We start from the raw sequence: 21,822 nt of genomic DNA, 5'->3' as shown, positions 1-21,822 counted from the left end.
AATATAATATCTTTTTCTTTGCATAAAATTAAAAAACAATGATTACAATTTATCACAACCCAAGATGTACTAAATCAAGAGAGGGCTTAGCTATTATTGAACAAATTGACCAACCCTTTGCTATTCGAAAATATTTAGACGAACCTTTTACCAAAGAAGAATTAACAAGTGTAATTAAAAAATTAAATATTCAACCCATAGAATTAGTTCGCACCAAAGAAAAAATATGGATTGAAGAATATAGAGGTAAGGAACTATCAGACAACGCTATTATTGAAGCCATGTTATTACATCCTAAACTTATAGAAAGGCCTATTGTTGTTAATGGAGATAAAGCCGTTATTGCAAGACCTAAAGAACTTGTTAACAAAATACTATGAAATATTTAACAAACAATTGGGAAATGTAGCTTAAACCTAAGTCTAAATTTGCTGTCTTATATGGAAATATTAAATTAATCATGCTTAAAAGACTACAAATTTTCGCCCTATTCCTATTGACAACACTGGCTTTTGCCCAAAAACCAGATTTAAAAAAAATTACAATTACTGGTAAAATCTTTGAAAAAGGAACCACTTTACCTTTAGAATATGCTACTGTTGTATTTCAAGATGCTAAAAATCCTGAGAAATTAAACGGTGGCGTAACCGATATGGAAGGTAATTTTAAATTCGAGGTTCCTTCAGGAACTTATAATGTTCGTTTTGAGTACATCTCCTTTAAAACAGTCGAATTTAAAAATAAGACCTACAATACCAATACTGATTTTGGAACTATTTATTTAGAAGCAGATATTGCTCAATTAGCAGCTGTAGAAGTCATTGCAGAACGCTCTACTGTAGAAATTAAATTAGATAAAAAAGTCTACAATGTAGGAAAAGATATGATGGTTAAAGGAGGAACAGTAAGTGATGTTTTAGATAATGTACCATCAGTAACTGTTGACCCTGAAGGTACCGTTGCACTTAGAGGCAATGAAAATGTACGTATATTAATTGATGGTAAACCTTCTGGCTTAGCGGGTATTAATATTGCAGATGCTTTAAAAATGCTTCCAGCAGATGCTGTTGAAAAGGTAGAAGTGATTACAAATCCATCTGCTCGTTATGATGCTGAAGGTGGTGGTGGAATTATTAATATTGTACTTCGTAAAGGTAAAGCACAAGGTTTGAACGGTTCTTTTGTAGGAACTATTGGAGACCCGGAAACCTATGGCTTAAACTCAAGCATCAATTTTAGAAGTGAAAAATTCAATTTATTTTCTAATATTGGTTACAATTATAGAACCAGTTTAGGAAACTCTTCAACTGATTCCTATTATACAACTGCATCAGCTAATCCAAACAGTATTTTTTTGGAAGAAAGAAGAACTAATGAACGTTTAAATAAAGGTTACAATTCCAATTTTGGTATTGAATTATTTTTAGATAAATCAACCTCTTGGACAAATTCTTTAACCATTCAAAATGGTAGAGGAGAAAATCCAGATAATGTGTTTTTCTATAATTATGATGCCAATAGAAACCCCACATTCACTAGAAATCGTTTAAACAATCAAAACAGTAAAGATTTCACATTTGAATATGCAACAAATTTCACAAAAAACTTTAAAAAAGAAGATCATAAATTAACAGTAGATATGGCCTTTTCTCAAAACAGAGAAAGAGATAATTCTACTATTTATGATCAAATTATTGGTGACCCAAATGTACTTATCGAAAGAACCTTAAATCCTGAAAATCAACAACGTAATCTTTTTCAAACAGATTATGTATTGCCTATTGGAAAAGATGCACGATTTGAAGCAGGTTACAGAGGTAACTTTCAAAAAAACATAACTGATTTTGAAATCGACTCCTTGGATACATCAGGAAATTGGGTTCGTAATGACATCTACTCTAATTTATTAGAATACAAAGAATATGTAAATGCTTTTTACATGCAATATGGATCTAAAATTAATAAATTTTCCTATTTCTTAGGAGTTCGTTTTGAAGACAGTAATATTGAAGTAAACTCTATCTCTTCTAATGATTATAATACTAAAAAATACAATAACTTCTTCCCTACTGCTACTTTAAATTATGAATTTTCAGAAAGTAGCAACATTAGTTTAAGTTATAGTAAAAGAATTAATAGACCTAGAGGTCGTTTCTTAAATCCATTTTCAAGCTATTCTAGTAGAATTAATATTTTTAGAGGTAATCCAGATTTAAATCCTGCTTACACAAATGCCTTTGATTTAGGGTATTTAAAAAGATGGAAGAAAGTAACTTTTAATACTTCAGCTTATGTTAATTTAACTGATGATTCTTTCCAATTTATTAGAAGAGAATCTGGCTTATTTGTAGAAGGAGTTCCTGTTATTGAATCTACACCTATCAATTTAGCAACTGAAATTAGAGCTGGTTTTGAATTTAATGTAAATTATTCTCCATATAAATGGTGGAAATTAAATGCCAACTTCAACCTATTCAGAAATGAAACGAAAGGAGATTATAGTTATATCAATTCTTCAGATGAACTAGTGATACAAAACTTTGATAATACAGCTACTAGTTGGTTCAGTAGAATCTCTTCAAAAATTAATTTACCTTATAATATCGATTGGCAAGCCAATGCTTTTTACATGGCACCTCAAACGAATGCACAAGGTAAAACTTTATCTATGACGAGTATTAATTTAGCATTTAGCAAAGATATTTTAAAAGACAAAGGTACAATTGCCTTAAACGTTAGCGATTTACTTAATTCTAGAAAAAGACGTTCTGAAGTTAATTTACCAACCGTAATTAGTACTTCTGAATTTCAATGGAGACAAAGACAAATTAACCTTTCGTTTACTTATCGTTTCAATAAAAAGAAAAATGAACGTGATAATCAAAAAAGACCAGATGATGGTGGTGGTGATGAATTCATGGGATAACATAAAAAAAGGACTGCAATTGCAGTCCTTTTTTTATTTTTGAAACAATCCTAATTATTCTTGTTCCGTTTGTTTTTTAGCTCTTTTTTCTTTGATTAATTCAAAAATAGCGCCACCTAACCAATAAGGTACAAATGATGCTAAAAATATCATTAACCAAAAACCAATGGTTAAAATGGTTAAGAAAAGTAAAAAACCTAAGTACTGATCAAATTCAAACATGTTTTCCGGAATTTATGAATTCTTGCCAAAGATAATAGGAATTATTTTTTTTAGCAATATAATAACAGTTTTTATTTCGATAGCCAATGCATAAATTGTAATTTTATAAAAACAACTAGAAAAAGAGTATGAAATATAGAATTGAAAGAGATACATTAGGCGAAGTTCAAGTACCAGAAGAAAAGTTATGGGGTGCTCAAACACAACGATCTAAAACTAATTTTAAAATTGGTCCAGAAGCTTCTATGCCTATGGAAGTTATTAAAGCTTTTGCCTATCTTAAAAAAGCGGCAGCTTATACGAATACCGACTTAGGTGTGCTTCCAACTGAAAAAAGAGATTTAATTAGTCAAGTTTGTGATGAAATCTTACAAGATCATCTCAACGAACATTTTCCTTTGGTAATTTGGCAAACAGGTTCAGGTACACAAAGTAACATGAATGTTAATGAAGTAATTGCAAACCGAGCCCAACAATTAGTTGGAAAAACATGGGAGGATGCTCCTGTTTTAAAAGCCAATGATGATGTGAACAAATCCCAATCTTCAAATGACACCTTTCCTACCGCAATGCACATTGCAGCTTATAAAATACTTGTTGAAAATACCATACCCGCTTTAAAAGAATTAAAAAAGACATTTGAAAATAAGTCCAAACAATTTGAAGCTATCGTTAAAATTGGTCGTACACATTTAATGGATGCAACTCCACTTACCTTAGGACAAGAGTTTTCAGGTTATACCCAACTTCTAGAAAATGGTTTGCACAATTTAGAAGCTTCTTTAAGCTATCTTTCAGAATTAGCTTTAGGAGGAACAGCTGTGGGTACAGGGCTAAACACACCTGAAGGTTACGATAAATTAGTAGCCGAATATATATCCAAATTTACGGGACTCCCATTTATCACAGCTCCTAATAAATTTGAAGCACTTTCTTCGCATAATGCCATCGTACAAAGTCACGCTGCCTTGAAACAAATTGCTGTAAGCTTAAATAAAATTGCAAACGATATCCGAATGATGGCTTCAGGCCCACGTTCAGGAATTGGTGAAATTTTATTACCTGAAAATGAACCTGGTTCCTCAATTATGCCTGGAAAAGTAAACCCTACACAATGTGAAGCAGTTACTATGGTATGTGCTCAAGTAATGGGAAATGATGTAGCCGTTACTATTGGTGCTACACAAGGACATTATGAATTGAACGTTTTTAAACCAATGCTCATTTCAAACTTTATTCAATCGGCTACTTTATTAGGGGATGCCATGCATTCGTTCAACAAAAATTGCGCAGAAGGTATTGAGCCAAATAACAAAAGAATTGAAGAATTGGTACGTAATTCACTCATGCTAGTTACCGCTTTAAATACAAAAATTGGCTACTATAAAGCTGCAGAAATTGCACAAACAGCTCATAAAAACGGCACCACTTTGAAGGAAGAAGCCGTACGTTTAGGTTATGTTTCCGCAGAAGATTTTGATCAATGGGTCAATCCAAAAGAGATGGTTTAGTTAAAACCATCTTTTCTTTTTAAAATAGTACAACATCAGTACTACTAAAATAAACATCACGCCTAAAGTGATGAAATACCCATATTTATAATTCAGTTCTGGAATGTATTTGAAGTTCATTCCATATAAGCCTACAATAAAAGTTAATGGTAAAAACACAGAAGAAATTACGGTCAATGTTTTCATAACTTCATTCATCTTATGATTTTGAGCAGTGTAGAAAAAATTACTCGCACTGTCCAAGTTTTTCATATCATAATCAATTTGCTCTAAAAGTTCCAATGCTTTTTGGTGTAACCTTCCAAAAAAGATATAATTGGAAGTCTCAATACAATTAAAATCATCATCTTCTTTAATGGTTTTGATGGTGAAAAGTGCATCACGCAAAGGAACAATAGCTCTCTTTAAAATATGAAAAATCTCCCTTAAGTTTTCAATATCCTGCATGATAATCGGACTATCGGCAGTTTTGGATGCCAATAAAAGTGCTTCAATATCGTTTTCTTTATTTTCAATAGTAATATAAAAATTTTCAATAATGGAATCGAGCATGAGATATAATAAATAATCCACTCTTTTTTTACGTACAATTCCTGTGTTTTCTCTTAACCGTTCTCTAATATGTGTAAAAAAATCACCTCTTTTTTCTTGGAAAGAAATGATTAAATTATCTTGTAACAAAAAACTAATTTGTTCAATTAAAATCGTCTTATCATCGCTATCGTTTGGTAAAATAGATTTGATACTAAAAAATAAGGTGTCGTCTAATTCATCCAAACGAGTACCTCTAGAAATATTTAAAATATCTGAAACTATAATCGTGTTTAATTGTAAGGCTTCTGCTAAAGACTTAATCACTTCAACATCATTTAAACCATGAATATTAAGCCAGTTATTTAAAATAAGGTCTTTGGTCGTCATAAATTTTTTCACTGAAATATGCTGTTCTTCTATAACTTTATCTTCATTATACACAAACAATTGCATATCAGAACCTTTATCGGTATAAACACCCGTATATTCGAAGTTGGAAACACTTACTTTTCGTCCTTTTTTATAGCTAATTTTTCTCAAAATAATCAGTTTTAAAGCTAAAGGTAGTAGTTTTTAAAAAAACGTACTTATTTTTACGAAAAAAATACAATATGCGCACCCTTTTTATCAATATTAAAGAATTAGTCCAAGTAAGGAATGAAACTATTGAGAAAGTTTCTGGTAAAGATATGTCGGTTTTACCAATTATAAACCATGCTTTTTTATTGATTGATGAAGGTGTAATTGAAGATTTTGGTTCCATGGAAAATTGTCCGAAATTAGAATTTGGAACTGTTATCGATGCTACAGGAAAAGTAATCTTACCTACTTGGGTGGATAGTCATACACATATTGTTTATGCTGGCAATCGAATTCAGGAATTTGTAGATCGAATTAATGGCTTATCGTATGAAGAAATTGCCAATCGAGGTGGTGGTATTTTAAATTCAGCAAAAAAATTGAACGAAACTTCTGAAGATATCATTTATGAAGCTTCAAAAAAGCGTTTGGAGGAAATCATGCAATTGGGAACTGGAGCGGTTGAAATAAAATCGGGTTATGGTTTAACCGTAGAAGGCGAACTAAAAATGCTTCGCGTTATCAAAAGATTAAAAAAAAATTATGCTATTCCCATTAAAGCTACTTTTTTAGGAGCACATGCATTTCCAATGGAATATAAAGAAAACCATACTGGCTATTTGGATCTAATTATCAACGAAATGTTACCCAAGATTGCTGAAGAAAATTTAGCCGATTATATTGATGCGTTTTTAGAAACGGGTTATTTTTCAGTAGAAGAAACCATAAAAATTATGGAAGCAGGTAAAAAATATGGCTTACCAGCAAAAATACATGTCAACCAATTTACAGCAATAAATGGTATACAAGCTTGTGTAGATTATGAGGCTTTATCTGTTGATCATTTAGAGATTGTAACAGATACTGACATTGAAGCACTTCAAAATAGCAAAACGATGCCTGTAGCGTTACCAAGTTGCTCGTATTTCATAAGTATCCCTTATACACCTGCTCGAAAAATGATGGCTGCTGGATTACCTTTAGCATTGGCTACAGATTACAATCCGGGTACTACTCCATCAGGAAACATGAATTTTGTGGTGGCAACTGCTTGCATAAAAATGAAAATGACACCCGAAGAAGCAATCAATGCGGCTACTATTAATGGTGCTTATGCTATGGGTGTTAGTGCTACTCATGGAAGCATCACAAGAGGAAAAAAAGCGAATCTCATCCTTACAAAACCACTAACCTCCTATTATCAATTACCGTATGAATTTGGGAATAACCTGATTGAAAAAGTAATGATTAATGGAGTATTTATTTAAGCTTTTTATCTTTTCTATGGTTCTCAAATATTTCTATCGCAGCTTTCAAAAAACTAATATATCCTATACCTAGTACAATAAGTCCAAAAGCTATCTCTTTTAATATTTTATTTTGTGTTATATACATAGAAAACATACCTATAGTAAGTAATGATAAACAAAAAAAAGTCATAAAAATTATCATTCTCTTCCCTTTTTGAGGATTTTCCCATATTCTTTTTGAAAATTTATTCTGTGTTTTTGTGGTATCTTGTAAGGTAGAAAAACTAATTCCTAATCCAAAATAGATTAGAACATTATTAAGGTCACTCCAAATAGTTACAAACTCATTAAAATAAGGATGAAAAGCATAATAAGCTCCAATTAAAATAAAAGGATATTGCAAATAACTTATGATGTTGAAAAAGTCTTTTGGGTTCTTCATCTCTCGTATTATGATTTTAAGTTTGATTTATTTTACAAAAGGCAATTTTAATAAAAAAATTAAAATCCCAAGTTTTCACTTGGGATTTTTTTATAGTTCTTCAGCAAAAGTATCATGTTGCCTTATATCACCAGAATTGTATCCTTTCATAAACCATTTCATACGCTGTTCCGAAGTTCCATGCGTAAAAGAATCGGGCACTACTTGACCTTGCATTTTACTTTGTATGGCATCATCACCTACTGCATGAGCAGCGCTTAATGCTTCTTCAATATCACCTGCTTCTAAGTATTTTTTATTATAATGTGCCCAAAGTCCTGCATAAAAATCAGCTTGTAGCTCTAAACACACCGATAATTTGTTGGCATCTGCTCTACTTTTACCTTGCTGCGCTTGTCGTACTTTTTGAGACGTACCAAGAAGCGTTTGTACATGATGCCCTACTTCATGAGCAATAACATACGCTATCGCAAAATCTCCTCCTTTAGCACCAAAACGCGTTCGTAATTCTTCAAAAAAGCGCAAATCCATATACACTTTTTTATCAGCCGGACAATAAAATGGTCCAGAAGCCGCTGTTGCACTTCCGCAAGCCGTTTGTACAGCATCGGTAAATAAAACCATTTTAGGTTTTTCGTAGTATCCTAATTGATTGTCATTAAAAACTTGAGTCCAAATATCTTCGGTATCTGCCAATACCGTTGCAGTAAATTGTCCAAGCGCTTCTTCTTCTGGAGTTAATTCGCGTTGTACCGTTTCTTGCGAAGATCCCGATTGATTCATTTGTTCCAAAACGGGAGCAAGAGTTTGACCTGTATCACCTCCAAAAACTTGTATGAGAAGAATAATAATCCCTAATATTCCTCCTCCAGCAACTACTTTGCCTCCAGAAGACATACCTCTTCTGTCTTCTACGTTATCACTTTGTCTTCTACCTTGCCATTTCATGTTGTTTTGTTTTATTCGCCTAAAGTTAAAAAATTTATTCTTCTATTTGACCAATTTCATCTAAAACATTGTACGCTTCAACACCTACAATATTATCATATATCGAAAAAACCATTGCAGTATAAATCGGAAACGTAAAAAATACACCAATACACAATCCAATAATTCCTAAAAAAGCACCAATTGTTGCAACTAATAAAGCTAAAATAATATGAAATGGTTTTTTAGCAACTAATCTGATACTATTTTGAAGTGCTTCGCTGTAATTCTCATTCGCAAAAATAACTAATGGAACAAATAGTATGGTAAATACTCCAATTAAAATTTGAATTAAAACACCAATTAATTTTATAAAAAAACCAGCTATAGATAGAGGAATAAATTGAAATACAGTACTAATTACCATTGATGTTAATGCAATAATTACAGCCCCTATCAAGATATCTTTTAGATATTTACTTTTATAATATTCAAAGATTACTCCTAAATTTAGCTCTTGATTTCGTTTGGCTAAAAGGCATAATTTAAGAAAACCTGCATTCAAAGGAGCTATTAAAGTTGAAAAAAGAATCGTAATCACAAAATTTCCAATAATAAAACCCACTTCATGTTGCATGGATTCCATTTGGATGGCCCAATCAGATAAACTAGAAACTCCTATGAGCGTAGCCCCTAAAAAAGCATATAAAACAAATGCGGTTATAGCAACAATAAAAAAACCTAATCCTGCTATAAGAAATGTTTTTTTATAAATTTCAAAGCAATCTTCAATTAATTTTCCCAAATCTAAAGAATAACCCTTTCTAATTTTTTCACTAATATTAAAGTCCATACAATATATATTTTTTGTAAAAATAAGGTATTTTATTACAAATCAAAATAAGAACGATATAACTTACTTGTTGAAAAAAGGGGGATTTTCCCCTTGTACGATTTTGTCAATACAAATACATTTGCCCCATAAACTTAAATAAATAAACCATTATGAAAAAATGTAACTATCTTCTATTAACTTGTTTGTTTACATTATTCTTATTTCAGTCCTGTACTGAAGTAGAGGTAAAACATGAAGAACCAACTCAACTAATCTCGAATGATGTCGCAAAAGAATTAAACCGCAATTATAACAATACTAGACACCGTCTAGTTTCACAAAGTATTAATAAAGAAGATGCAAATTCGGCTTGGTATTCTATTAAAGAATTAGAAAATTATATTTATTACATAAAAAAACAAGGTAAAGAAAAAGGATACAATGTAAATGGAATTCGTTTTTATTTAGGAGCGTATCCAAATACGAGAGAGTACAATGAAAAGGCTAATATGACCACCATCTTTTTAACGCCAACTGGTAAAAGAACAGATGTACAAAAAGGTAGTTTTTTGAGCTTACCAGCCATGACCATACAAACACTTGAGGAAAACCCAGATATTGAAGAAATTGAACCAATGAATTTTGGTACTATGGGACATCCTCCAAAAGCAACTTATCCATTAAATTAATAAAGAAATTTATTAAATCAATAGAATTAGAAGCCTAACTTTTAATTCTATTGATTTTTTTTAAAAATTCTACCAGAAAAAGAATTAATGTTAATATATTTAAGATACTTCCCAGGTCTATTTGCCTTAATCACGGTAATCATTGGTTTACTAAATTGGTCAAAATTGCCCAATTATAAATCCAAGTTATCGCTATTTACTATAGGTTTAACACTTCTTATTGAAGTTTTAGGTCCTTTATTTAGTCTTTGGACCGGTTTATTAAATTACTATATCTTCAATATCTATATATTTATTCTTTTTCAATTATACTTTTATATTTTAGTAAAGATTTTAAAAAACTATCGCGTTAAAGTTTTAGGATCTATATTCATGGTTGTTTATACAACTGTTTTTATTTTAAATTTAATATTTCAATTTGAAACTTTAGGACATGATATCTATTCTGGTTTGTATTCCTTAGGTGTGCTCTTATTTATTATACTTTCTACATTTTATTTTATTGAATTATTCAACTCAAGTAATGTTTTAAATTACAAAAAAAACATATTTTTTTGGTTTGTTATTGGAGTTTTATTATTTCATGTACCTTTTTTACCTTTTATGCTTTCATTAGAATGGTTTTTAATTGAGTATAGTTCATCCATATATTGGATAGTTCTTTTTATACTTAATTTAATAATGAATAGTTGTTTTATAATCGGATTTTTATGGACAGAGAAGAAATACAATTATTAGTCATATCGCTTAGTATTGTATTTTTTACTTTACTCATCGTTCTTTTTGTGCTCTTTTTTTATTTTCAAAAGAAAAAGACTCAGTTTCTGATAGATAAAATGGAATCTGAAATTCATTTTCAATCGGAATTAATCAAAACAAGAGTTGAAATTAAGGACCAAACTTTAACAGAAATCAGTAAAGAATTACATGACAATATAGGCCAAATTATTTCGGTAGCCATCATGCAACTCAATATGTATGCTCAAAAAGAAGAAGGTGTTACTTCAACAGATCTAGAAGAAGTAAAATCAGTGATGGCTAAATCTTTAGATGAAATACGAATTTTATCTCGAATAATTAATAAAGATAATCTAATAAATACTAACTTTATTGAATCAATTGAAAATGATTTCAAAAGAATTGAAAAATTAAAAAATATTGAATGTAAACTGAATGTTGCTTGTAATTTCCCAAAAATTAATGTGGAACACGAGCTAATTTTGTATCGCATTTTTCAAGAATCTATACACAACAGCTTAAAACATTCATCTAGTAAAAAAATAGAAATGAACATTAATTGTAATGAAGAAATTCTTACAATTCAATTAAAAGACTTTGGAATTGGTTTTGATTCAAAAATAATGCACAAAGGCTTAGGATTAAATAATATTAAATATAGGGCAAAATTGATTGGCGCAAAATTGTCTTTAGATTCCAGTGAAAATGGAACAGAAATATTCCTAGAATACAATATAAACAAACAAGATGAAAGCAAAGAAAAAAGTAATAATAATTGATGATCATTTATTATTTTCTCAGTCATTAAAGTATCTTATTAATAGTTTTAATGATTTTTTAGTCGTTGATAATTATGAAAACGGCAAGGATTTTATCGATAGTGTTCAAGCAAATAAAATTAACACAGATGAAATTGAATTGGTTTTACTGGATGTAAACATGCCTGTATTGGATGGATTAAAGACTATGGAATGGATTAAAAATAATAGAGACGAACTTAAAGTTATAGCACTCTCTGTTAATGATGATGAAGAAACCATTATTAAAATGATCAAACACGGAGCCAAAGGTTATTTACTGAAAGACACTTCTCCACAAATTTTCGAAGAAGCATTAAAAACTGTTGCAGATAAAGGCTTTTTCTTTACAGAATTGGTTTCTGGTCTTTTAGTGAATCGTTTGGATAATAACAATCAAAAACACGAATTAAAAGATAAAGAAATCCTTTTCATTAAACATGCCTGTACAGAAAAAACCTATAAAGAAATTGCAGACGAAATGTGTTTGAGTCCAAAAACTATTGATGGTTATCGAGAAAATTTATTTTGCAAATTAGAAATAAAAACTAGAATTGGCCTTGTGCTTTACGCAATTAAAAACAAAATCGTTTGTATTGAATAGCACTTTTACTTTGTAACTTGTATACCTACTCCTAGTATATTCGGCAAATATGCTGCGTTGAATTTATTGGTTATAACCACTTCATAAGTTCCTTTTTCAAAATGAAAATTATTTTTAAGGTTATAATACAAATCACATACATCCCCTGAACAATCTGCCATATCTTCACCTTTTTCATTTTTTATTTTTAAATCCAAAGAAATGGTTTCTTTATTACCATCTGGATAAGTAATGTTAATTTCTAAAGGAATACTATCAAACTGAAAATCATAAATATGACCAAAATGTAATACTAAATTTGCATTTTCTTCTTTTTCTAAAGCAAATGAAAAAGTTCTACTAGCATTAGAGGACCATCTATTGTTCTCAAAATTAGAGTCAAAATTTCTATAAATAACACCCTCATTACAAGACTGAAGTAGAAACAAGATAAACAATAGTAAGCTTATTTTTATTTTCATGGAAAAAATTTTAATTTAATTAATTTTAATAGTTGAAGTCCTATCAAAGATACTAACATAATCTGTCCTACAATTTTATAAATATAAAAAAAAAGACCTGAAAAACAGGTCTTTTTATATATAAGAATACTAAATAATATTATGCTTCTTTTTTATATTCAGCCATTTTCTTAGCTTCTTTCTTACTCATAGTATCATTCATTACTGGAGTAGCAACGAATAATGAAGAATAAGTACCTACTAAAATACCAACTAAGATTGCAAATACGAAACCTCTAATCGTTTCACCACCAAAAATAAAGATGGCAACCAATACCACTAATGTAGTAGCAGAAGTATTAATTGTTCTACTTAATGTTGAGTTCAATGCTTTATTTACTAAAGCTTTAAAATCAGAAGAAGAATTATAATCTAAATACTCTCTTACACGGTCAAATACGATTACCGTATCATTTAACGAATAACCAATTACTGTTAAAATAGCCGCGATAAAAGCTTGGTCAATTTCCATATTGAATGGTAAAATTGTGTAGAAGAATGAGAATATACCTAAAACGATAATTACGTCATGAGCAACAGCTACTACCGCTCCTAAACCAAACTGCCATTTTCTAAACGAAACCATTAAGTATAAGAAAACTACTAAAAGTGAGCCTAAAACTGCCCATAATGAGTTGGTTTTAATATCTTTAGAAATAGTACCTGAAACTTTAGAAGACGACATGATACCAACTTGTTTCCCTTCATATAGGTTTACAAATTTATCATAGGTTAAATCAGCAGGAAGGTATTTTTTTAAACCTTTGTAAAGCATATCATTTACTTCTTTGTCAACACCTTCACCTTCTTCGTCAACTTTATATTTAGTAGTAATTTTTAACTGATTGTCGTTACCATAAATTTTAGCTTCTGCACTTTCAAAAACAGCTACTAAATCTTTAGTCACTTCTGGAGCTGAAACTGGTTTTTCAAAACGCACTTGATACGTTCTACCTCCAACGAAATCTACTCCATAATTTAAACCTTTAGTAACTAATGAAAATAAACTTAAAACAATTAAGATTGTGGAAACGATATAAGCAATTTTACGTTTTCCTAAGAAGTCAAAATTTAAGTTTTTAAACCAGTTTTTAGTCACAGAAGTAGAGAAAGCAATTTTCTCATTTCTTGATAAACTCCAGTCTAAGAAAATTCTAGTAATAAATACAGCTGTAACAAGTGATGTTAAAATACCAATTAATAAAGTAGTTGCAAAACCTTTAATTGGTCCTGTACCTAAAATGAATAATATTAATGCCGTAATGAAAGTAGTAACGTTTGCATCTACAATAGATGACATTGCTCCTTTCCATGTATATGAATAGTTAACTGCTTCTTCAACAGTTTTTCCAGAATCTAGTTCTTCTTTAGCTCTTTCATAGATAATTACGTTAGCATCAACTGCCATACCAATAGTTAAAACGATACCCGCAATACCAGGTAAGGTTAATACCGCTCCAAAACTAGCCAAAGCACCAAAAATGAACAAGATATTCACTAATAAAGCTAAATTCGCATAAAAACCAGCTTTACCATAGTACACTACCATCCATAATAATACTAAAGAGAAACCAATAATGAAAGACAAGAAACCATTATCTACTGCTTCTTTTCCTAAAGATGGTCCAACTACTTCCGATTGAACAATGTCGGCCGCAGCAGGTAATTTACCTGCACGCAATACGTTCGCTAAATCTTTTGTTTCAGTTACTGTAAAACTTCCTGAAATTTCAGAACGCCCACCAGTAATAGCTCCTTTACTTACACCAGGTGCTGAATAAACGATATTATCTAAAACAATTGCAATAGCATTACCTTGTTGCGAAACTTTACCTGTTAATTTTTCCCATTCTCTTGAACCTGCTCCGTCCATTTGCATAGAAACAGCTGGTTTTCCTAATTGATCAAAAGTATCGGTAGCATCAACGATTACACCGCCACTAATAGGAGCTTTACCATCTTTACCACTTCTTTTTAAAGCATATAATTCAACAATTCCAGGTGTTTTTTCATCTTCTTTACCCCAAACAAATTTCACATTTGCAATCGCATTTGGTAACGTTCTTTTTACGTCTTTTCTTCTTAAATAACCACCTATAGTAGCTGTATCAGAAACTTTAGCATAACCTAAGATTGAAAAACCTTGTTGTTGTGTTACTTGTAATTTATCAAATAATGGATTTACTTGTACTTTTGTAGAGTCTTCTTTATCTGTTAATAAAGCATCTAAATCCGTAGCCGTAGAATCTTTTTCAATAGAATCTTTTACTACCTCATTTACTTCTTTAGTTACCTCTTCAGTCTTTTTTAAAACTTCATTTGCAGAAACAAAATAATTGAAAACCTCATCAATTTTATACGTTTCCCAAAATTCTAATTTAGCAGTACCTTGCAATAATTTTTTAATACGATCTACATCTTTAGCTCCTGGTAATTCCACTAAAATTCTTCCTGAATTCCCTAACATTTGTATGTTTGGTTGTGTTACCCCAAATTGATCGATACGCTTTCTCAATACTCCAAAAGCACTTTCTACAGATTCAGAAACTTTTTGTTTGATGATTGGCTCAACTTGAGCATTGGTCATATCAAATTTAATTACTTCATCTAAATTTCTATTTCCAAAAATATCAACACTTGCTAACTTAAGATTCGCTTTGTTTGCTGCTTCAAAAAATGCATCGATATAATCTTGATTTCCTCTTTGATTTCTTTTCGCCTCTTCTAAAACTTTTAAGAAGTCTTTATTGGTGGTTTCGTTTGCTAAACCAAATAAAATATCTTTTACAGATATTTGAAGAATAACGTTAAGTCCTCCTTCAAGGTCAAGACCTTTGTTGATTTGATTATTCCTTACTTCATCATACGTATTCCAAAGAAATACTTTTTCCTTACTTTTCGCTAAAGAGTCTAGATAAGATACTTCTTTTTGAGTTTGAATTTCTTTTGGAAACTTACTTGCAAAAGTCTTTGCATCTTCCTCAATTCCATTTGCTACGAATGTAAATGACAATTGATAAATACATACCAAAGCAAAGATAATTGCGAAAAATTTAATTAGTCCTTTATTCTGCATTACTACTAAAATTAATTATTCTTTTTTTTATAAAAACGGACAAATATATAATTTACAATAGGATTAACCAATTTTATTTCTTAATAAAATTGGTTTTTATTAATATTTTCCTGTTGATAACTAAATATAAAAAAACTGTCAAATACAAATGACAGTTTTATATTCTGATACTGAAAAGATTACAATACTGATTTTAAATCTGCATTCATATTTCTAACAGCATCTGCACTTTTTGCAAACAATGCTTTTTCAGCATCATTTAATTGAACATCTACTATTTCTTCAATACCATTTTTACCAATGATACAAGGTACTCCAATACAAATATCATTTTGTCCATATTCTCCTTCTAATAAAACAGAACATGGAATCATTCTCTTTTGATCATTTAAGATACTATCTACTAAATACGCTACAGAAGCTCCAGGAGCATACCAAGCTGAAGTTCCTAACAAACCTGTTAAAGTAGCACCGCCTACCATAGTGGAAGCAGCTACTTTATCTAATTCTTCTTGCGATAAGAAATTAGAAACTGGTGAACCATTGTAAGATGCTAATCTCGTTAAAGGAATCATAGTAGTATCCCCATGACCACCAATTACCATTCCTTGAATGTCATTTCCTGGTTTTTGTAAAGCTTGTGATAAGAAGTATTTAAAACGAGAACTATCTAAAGCACCACCCATTCCAATTACTCTGTTTTTTGGTAAACCAGTAGCTTTTAAAGTCAAATAAGTCATGGTATCCATTGGATTAGAAACCACAACGATAATAGCATTTGGAGAATGAGTTAATACATTATCAGCAACTGATTTTACAATACCCGCATTTATACCGATTAATTCTTCACGAGTCATTCCAGGTTTTCTTGGAATTCCTGATGTAATTACTACTACATCACTTCCTGCAGTCTTTGAATAATCATTTGTACTACCTGATACTTTTGTATTAAAAACCGTTGTTGTAGCACATTGCATGATATCCATTGCTTTACCTTCAGCAAAACCTTCTTTGATATCTAATAATACTACTTCACTAGCAATTCCTCTGTACGAAATAACATCGGCACATGTTGCCCCAACGTTACCCGCTCCTACTATTGTTACTTTCATTTTATTGTTTTTGATTATTTATAAGTTAAAATTGATATTGTACTCCTATATTAAGATTCGCAAATTTACCAAAAGCAAATGAACTTTGCAATGCTAATTTATGGATATAATACACTCCTGATATTTCCATTATAGCATTGATTTTATCTCTTTCAATTCGAGTTAACAAAGTATTAATGGTTTCTTGAACTGCAATAACATTTTCAATACTTCCTTTAGGTCCATTAACTTTATAAGAAAAAGTGCTGTAATTTAAGATTCCGTTAGCATTTAAATCGAATTTATGAAATGCTTTGGAAAATAAAAGATTAAAATGCCAAGTATCCACTATCCCATTCATTCTATTAATTCCTAAATTCCCATAAGCTGTATTTACATCTAAAAAATCAAAACTAACATCTGCATTGGAATAAATTCCAGCTACTGCTAAATGTATATTTTTAGTTTCCCATTTTTTAAAATATTGACTAATACTATATTTCAATCCTCCACCATATACTTGATAATTTCCTTTTTTTAATTGTGTTTTTAAAGAGTAACGACCTAATAATTCAAAGCCATAGGGAAGCACTAAGCTTGCCTGAAAATAAGGATAAATTATAGTTTCTTGATTCACACCACCAGGAGTAGTAAAACGTACTTCCTCACCACCTAATTCTCCAACAAGATACTGTTTGTCATTATTACCTAAAGCAGTAGGGACTGTGGCTTGTGTAGCTCCTTCAATTTGAAAAAACTGAAAATCGGAATTTTTGATTTGAAAATCCCTCTCCTTTTTAGGTACAAAAAAAATATTAGAATGTATCCCCATGTTAAAATCCCATTTTTTTTTCTTTTTAGCCGATAAGACCCAGCCAGAGGAAGATTGATACACTGCCGCATCCGTAATAGGAATAATGTATTTTTCAGAATAGAAAAGGGCATCTGTTAACAGATACCCTATTTGCTGTAAATCACTCGATGTCTGAGCTGCTATTTTAGTACAAAATAGAAACATCATCAAACATACCATAGTGTTTTTCATTATACATCAATTTTTGCATACACCGCATTCTTTTCAATGAATTCTCTTCTAGGTGGTACTTCGTCACCCATTAACATTGAAAATACTCTATCGGCTTCAGATAAGCTATCTATTGTTACTTGACGTAAAGTTCTAAAATCTGGATTTAAAGTGGTATCCCACAACTGTTCCGCATTCATCTCTCCAAGACCTTTATAACGTTGAATATTAACTCCACCGCCCATTTGCTGCGCTATTCGATCTCGTTGATCGTCATTCCAAGCGTACTCCTTTTTATTTCCTTTCTTCACCAAATACAAAGGTGGTGCTGCAATATAAACATGCCCACCTTCAATAAGCTCTTTCATGAATCTAAAAAAGAATGTTAATATTAATGTAGAAATATGTGATCCATCGACATCAGCATCACACATAATTACTACTTTATGGTAACGTAACTTAGATAAGTTTAAAGCTTTACTATCTTCTTCTGTTCCAACCGTTACTCCCAAAGCGGTAAAAATATTTCGAATTTCCTCGTTTTCAAAAACTTTATGTTGCATCGCTTTTTCAACATTAAGAATTTTACCTCTTAATGGCAAAATAGCTTGAAACATTCTATCTCTACCTTGCTTAGCTGTACCACCTGCAGAATCTCCCTCGACAAGGAAAATTTCACATTTTGCTGGATCTTGCTCAGAACAATCTGATAATTTACCTGGTAATCCTCCACCGCCCATAACGGTTTTACGCTGTACCATTTCTCTAGCTTTCTTAGCAGCGTGACGTGCTTGAGCTGCTAGAATTACTTTTTGTACAATGATCTTAGCGTCATTAGGGTTTTCTTCTAAATAGTTTTCTAACATTTCTGCAACTGCTTGCGAAACAGGAGAAACTACTTCTCTATTTCCTAATTTTGTTTTGGTTTGACCTTCAAATTGAGGCTCGGCAACCTTTACAGATATAATCGCAGTTAATCCTTCACGGAAGTCATCTCCGGAAATTTCAAATTTTAATTTATCTAATAAACCTGAAGAATCTGCATATTTCTTCAACGTTCTAGTTAATCCCATACGGAACCCTTGTAAATGCGTTCCTCCTTCATGGGTATTAATATTGTTTACATAAGAAAAGATATTCTCAGAATAACTATCATTATAAATTAAAGCTACTTCAACTGGAATTTCTCCTTTTTCATTTTCCATTGAAATTACATGACCAATGATTGGTACACGATTACCATCTAGGAATTTAACAAATTCTTTAAGTCCTTCTTTTGAATGAAAAACCTCAGAAATAAAATTACCATCTTTATCTACATGTCTTTTATCGGTTAGCGTAATAGTAATCCCCTTATTTAAGAAAGACAATTCACGCATACGAGCTGCTAAAGTATCATAAGAATATTCTAAAGTTTGTGTAAAAATGGTACCATCTGGTTTAAAAGTAACCATTGTACCTCTTTTATCTGTAGTTCCAATTTGTTTTACAGGGTATAATGATTTTCCTTTTTCATATTCTTGCTCCCAAATTTTCCCTTCTCTAAAAACAGTAGCTTTTAAATGATCTGATAAGGCGTTTACACAAGAAACCCCAACTCCGTGAAGTCCTCCTGATACTTTATAAGAATCTTTATCAAATTTTCCACCTGCACCAATCTTTGTCATTACTACCTCTAATGCAGATATTCCTTCCTTTTTATGGATATCTACAGGAATACCACGACCATTATCTTCAACCGATATAGAATTATCCTCATTAATAGAAACAGATATCGTATCACAATGTCCAGCTAATGCTTCATCAATCGAGTTATCAACTACTTCATATACTAAATGATGCAATCCTCTAACACCAGTATCACCAATATACATGGAAGGACGCATCCTCACATGCTCCATTCCTTCTAAAGCCTGAATACTGTCGGCTGAATAATTGTTCTTCTTGATTTCTTCACTCATATTTTAATTCTTAAAACTCATTATATTTAACAGACAAATATAACCATAATCAAAAAAAATTAACTGGTAAAGAATTGTTTTTCCCTAGAAGTTATTAACAAATGTTGAAAATTTTCATTTTAAGGCCATTTTAAGCGATTAAAAACAAAAAAACGTCAACGAATACCGTCGACGTTTTAAAAACAAACCATAACCAAGATATTTAAATAATATCTTGGTTCTCAAAAAATAAAAATTACTTCAATCTATTCTTTCTCATTTTGTTAGAAAAAGCTCTTTTACACTTTTGCCATTTTCACATAAGCATCATCATGTACATTTGCCACTGCTCTACCAGATGGATCATTTAAGTTTTTAAAAGCCTCATCCCATTCTAAAGCAATTTTGGTACTACAAGCCACACTAGCTTCTTGTGGCACACTTAAAGCTGCTGCATCACTTGTAAAATGCTCTGCAAAAATAGAACGGTAATAGTACTCTTCTTTTGAAGTAGGCGTTTGAATAGGAAATTTATATTTCGCATTTGCCAATTGTTCGTCTGTAATTTCTTTCGCCACCAACTCTTTTAAAGTATCTATCCAACTATATCCTACACCATCACTGAATTGTTCCTTTTGTCTCCAGGCAACACTTTCTGGCAACATATCTTCAAATGCTTTTCTCAATACCCATTTTTCCATACGTTCTCCATTAATCATTTTATCTTGTGGATTAATTCGCATGGCCACATCCATAAACTCTTTATCTAAAAAAGGAACACGCCCCTCAATTCCCCATGCCGCTAAACTTTTGTTAGCTCGTAAACAGTCATACATATGTAATTTACTCAATTTACGAACGGTTTCTTCATGGAATTCTTTTGCATTAGGCGCTTTGTGAAAATATAAATAGCCACCAAACAACTCGTCAGAACCTTCTCCAGATAAAACCATTTTAATTCCCATTGATTTAATCACACGTGCCATTAAATACATTGGAGTTGAGGCTCTAATGGTAGTTACATCATAGGTTTCAATATTATAAATTACATCACGAATGGCATCTAGACCTTCTTGAATCGTAAATTTAATTTCATGATGAATGGTTCCTAAATGATCGGCTACTTTTTGAGCTGCTTTTAAATCCGGTGAACCATCTAAACCCACCGCAAAAGAATGTAATTGTGGATACCAAGCATCCGCTTTATCTTCCGATTCAATCCTTTTTTGAGCATACTTTTTAGCAATAGCGGAAGTAATGGAAGAATCTAAACCTCCTGAAAGTAAAACTCCATATGGCACATCACTCATTAATTGTCTTTTTACTGCTGCTTCTAAAGCGGTTTTTATTGCTTCAATACTCGTTGCATTCTCTTTTACAGCTTCATATTCTGTCCATTCTCTATGGTACCATTTTACAAATTCGCCGTCTTTACTAGACATGTAATGTCCTGGTGGAAATAATTCAATTTTGGTACAATATCCTTCTAAAGCTTTTAATTCTGAAGCCACATAAAAGGTTCCGTTTTGGTCCCAACCAATATATAAAGGAATAATTCCCATGTGATCACGAGCAATGAAATACTCATCTTTTTCCACATCATAGATAGCAAATCCAAAAATTCCATTCATTTCATCTACAAAATGTACCCCCTTTTCTTTGTATAAAGCTAAAATTACTTCACAATCACTTTCTGTTAAGAATTCATATTTCCCTTCAAATTGCTTGCGTAATTCTCTATGATTGTAGATTTCACCGTTAGCCGCTAAAACCAAACTTTTATCTTTTGTAAACAAAGGTTGCTTTCCAGAAGCTGGATCAACAATAGCCAAACGCTCATGCGCTAAAATAGCTTTATCATTACTATATATTCCGCTCCAATCCGGACCTCTATGACGAATAATTTTTGACATTTCTAAAACTTGAGGTCGTAATACCTCAGCTTTTTGTTTTAAATCGAAAGCACATACAATTCCGCACATTTTATTTCTGTTTTATAAAGTTATACGTTTAAAAGTGTACTCTTAAACGTGATTATTATTTCATTGATGAAGCAAATTTGACATATTAACTATAAAATATAAACTATAAATAATTTATTAGTTATAATTTAAAACTTAAAAAACAAATTTAATTA

Annotated in this window: 18 protein-coding genes; 7 read left to right on the top strand and 11 right to left on the bottom strand. The window is 31.1% G+C overall.

The features are described from left to right. Window positions 1-38: 38 nt before the first annotated feature. Window positions 39-380, top strand: coding sequence for an arsenate reductase (glutaredoxin) (gene arsC, locus NHF47_RS08790; protein WP_252764564.1), 342 nt, complete (start codon window positions 39-41; stop codon window positions 378-380). Window positions 381-460: 80 nt separating this feature from the next. After that, window positions 461-2,926: a TonB-dependent receptor domain-containing protein gene (locus NHF47_RS08785; protein ID WP_252764563.1), complete on the top strand. Its 2,466-nt coding sequence runs from the start codon at window positions 461-463 to the stop codon at window positions 2,924-2,926. A gap of 54 nt (window positions 2,927-2,980) precedes the next feature. Here NHF47_RS08785 and NHF47_RS08780 read toward each other — a convergent pair whose 3' ends face one another. Then, a complete protein-coding gene (locus NHF47_RS08780) occupies window positions 2,981-3,148 on the bottom strand; it encodes a hypothetical protein (protein WP_181369189.1) in 168 nt (55 codons plus the stop codon). 128 nt (window positions 3,149-3,276) lie between these two features. Between NHF47_RS08780 and fumC the strand changes: the two genes are divergently transcribed. After that, entirely contained in the window at window positions 3,277-4,659 is a 1,383-nt protein-coding gene (fumC, locus tag NHF47_RS08775) for a class II fumarate hydratase (protein WP_252764562.1), read from the top strand. Here the strand turns inward: fumC and corA are convergent, their stop codons facing one another. Further along, a complete protein-coding gene (corA, locus tag NHF47_RS08770; protein ID WP_252764561.1) occupies window positions 4,660-5,733 on the bottom strand; it encodes a magnesium/cobalt transporter CorA in 1,074 nt (357 codons plus the stop codon). It lies immediately after the preceding gene. 71 nt (window positions 5,734-5,804) lie between these two features. On the opposite strand from corA, the gene hutI reads away from it, so the two are divergent. Beyond that, complete coding sequence (hutI, locus tag NHF47_RS08765) at window positions 5,805-7,040, top strand: imidazolonepropionase (protein WP_252764560.1); 1,236 nt, start codon at window positions 5,805-5,807, stop codon at window positions 7,038-7,040. Here the strand turns inward: hutI and NHF47_RS08760 are convergent. The 3 genes from NHF47_RS08760 to NHF47_RS08750 all read right to left on the bottom strand — a co-directional run bounded on the left by NHF47_RS08760 (window position 7,033) and on the right by NHF47_RS08750 (window position 9,244). Then, on the bottom strand, window positions 7,033-7,464 hold the full coding sequence (locus NHF47_RS08760; RefSeq protein ID WP_252764559.1) for a hypothetical protein: 432 nt from the start codon (window positions 7,462-7,464) through the stop codon (window positions 7,033-7,035). The two genes, hutI and NHF47_RS08760, sit on opposite strands and share 8 nt — an antisense overlap. A 90-nt stretch (window positions 7,465-7,554) precedes the next feature. Further along, window positions 7,555-8,412, bottom strand: a complete 858-nt coding sequence (locus tag NHF47_RS08755; RefSeq protein ID WP_140999263.1) for a neutral zinc metallopeptidase — start codon at window positions 8,410-8,412, stop codon at window positions 7,555-7,557. A gap of 34 nt (window positions 8,413-8,446) precedes the next feature. Then, on the bottom strand, window positions 8,447-9,244 hold the full coding sequence (locus NHF47_RS08750; protein ID WP_252764558.1) for a hypothetical protein: 798 nt from the start codon (window positions 9,242-9,244) through the stop codon (window positions 8,447-8,449). Between the two features lie 152 nt (window positions 9,245-9,396). Here NHF47_RS08750 and NHF47_RS08745 point away from each other — a divergent pair, with 152 nt between their 5' ends. The 3 genes from NHF47_RS08745 to NHF47_RS08735 all read left to right on the top strand — a co-directional run bounded on the left by NHF47_RS08745 (window position 9,397) and on the right by NHF47_RS08735 (window position 12,054). Next, on the top strand, window positions 9,397-9,915 hold the full coding sequence (locus tag NHF47_RS08745) for a hypothetical protein (protein ID WP_252764557.1): 519 nt from the start codon (window positions 9,397-9,399) through the stop codon (window positions 9,913-9,915). A gap of 710 nt (window positions 9,916-10,625) precedes the next feature. After that, complete coding sequence (locus NHF47_RS08740) at window positions 10,626-11,432, top strand: sensor histidine kinase (RefSeq protein WP_252764556.1); 807 nt, start codon at window positions 10,626-10,628, stop codon at window positions 11,430-11,432. Continuing rightward, window positions 11,401-12,054 (top strand): response regulator transcription factor, encoded by a 654-nt coding sequence (locus NHF47_RS08735; RefSeq protein WP_252764555.1) that lies wholly within the window; start codon window positions 11,401-11,403, stop codon window positions 12,052-12,054. Before NHF47_RS08740 ends, NHF47_RS08735 begins: the two co-directional genes overlap by 32 nt. A 5-nt stretch (window positions 12,055-12,059) precedes the next feature. Here NHF47_RS08735 and NHF47_RS08730 read toward each other — a convergent pair whose 3' ends face one another. The 6 genes from NHF47_RS08730 to asnB form a co-directional block, all read right to left on the bottom strand. Continuing rightward, entirely contained in the window at window positions 12,060-12,515 is a 456-nt protein-coding gene (locus tag NHF47_RS08730) for a hypothetical protein (RefSeq protein ID WP_252764554.1), read from the bottom strand. A gap of 139 nt (window positions 12,516-12,654) precedes the next feature. Further along, window positions 12,655-15,630: a protein translocase subunit SecDF gene (gene secDF, locus NHF47_RS08725; RefSeq protein WP_252764553.1), complete on the bottom strand. Its 2,976-nt coding sequence runs from the start codon at window positions 15,628-15,630 to the stop codon at window positions 12,655-12,657. Window positions 15,631-15,809: 179 nt separating this feature from the next. Next, window positions 15,810-16,742, bottom strand: a complete 933-nt coding sequence (mdh, locus tag NHF47_RS08720) for a malate dehydrogenase (protein WP_252764552.1) — start codon at window positions 16,740-16,742, stop codon at window positions 15,810-15,812. A 25-nt stretch (window positions 16,743-16,767) separates the two neighbouring features. Beyond that, on the bottom strand, window positions 16,768-17,766 hold the full coding sequence (locus NHF47_RS08715; protein WP_252764551.1) for a DUF6588 family protein: 999 nt from the start codon (window positions 17,764-17,766) through the stop codon (window positions 16,768-16,770). Next, the gene (gyrB, locus tag NHF47_RS08710; protein ID WP_140999254.1) at window positions 17,766-19,706 is read right to left on the bottom strand and encodes a DNA topoisomerase (ATP-hydrolyzing) subunit B; all 1,941 of its coding nucleotides are present in this window, start codon (window positions 19,704-19,706) and stop codon (window positions 17,766-17,768) included. Before gyrB ends, NHF47_RS08715 begins: the two co-directional genes overlap by 1 nt. A 278-nt stretch (window positions 19,707-19,984) precedes the next feature. After that, a complete protein-coding gene (gene asnB, locus NHF47_RS08705) occupies window positions 19,985-21,667 on the bottom strand; it encodes an asparagine synthase B (protein WP_252764550.1) in 1,683 nt (560 codons plus the stop codon). Window positions 21,668-21,822: the final 155 nt, after the last annotated feature.

The sequence above is a fragment of the Flavobacterium sp. NRK F7 genome (genome assembly GCF_024054195.1).
Taxonomy (GTDB): Bacteria; Bacteroidota; Bacteroidia; order Flavobacteriales; family Flavobacteriaceae; genus Flavobacterium.
Note: the sequence above shows the minus strand (reverse complement) of the source record. Positions and strands in the feature narration are given on the sequence as shown.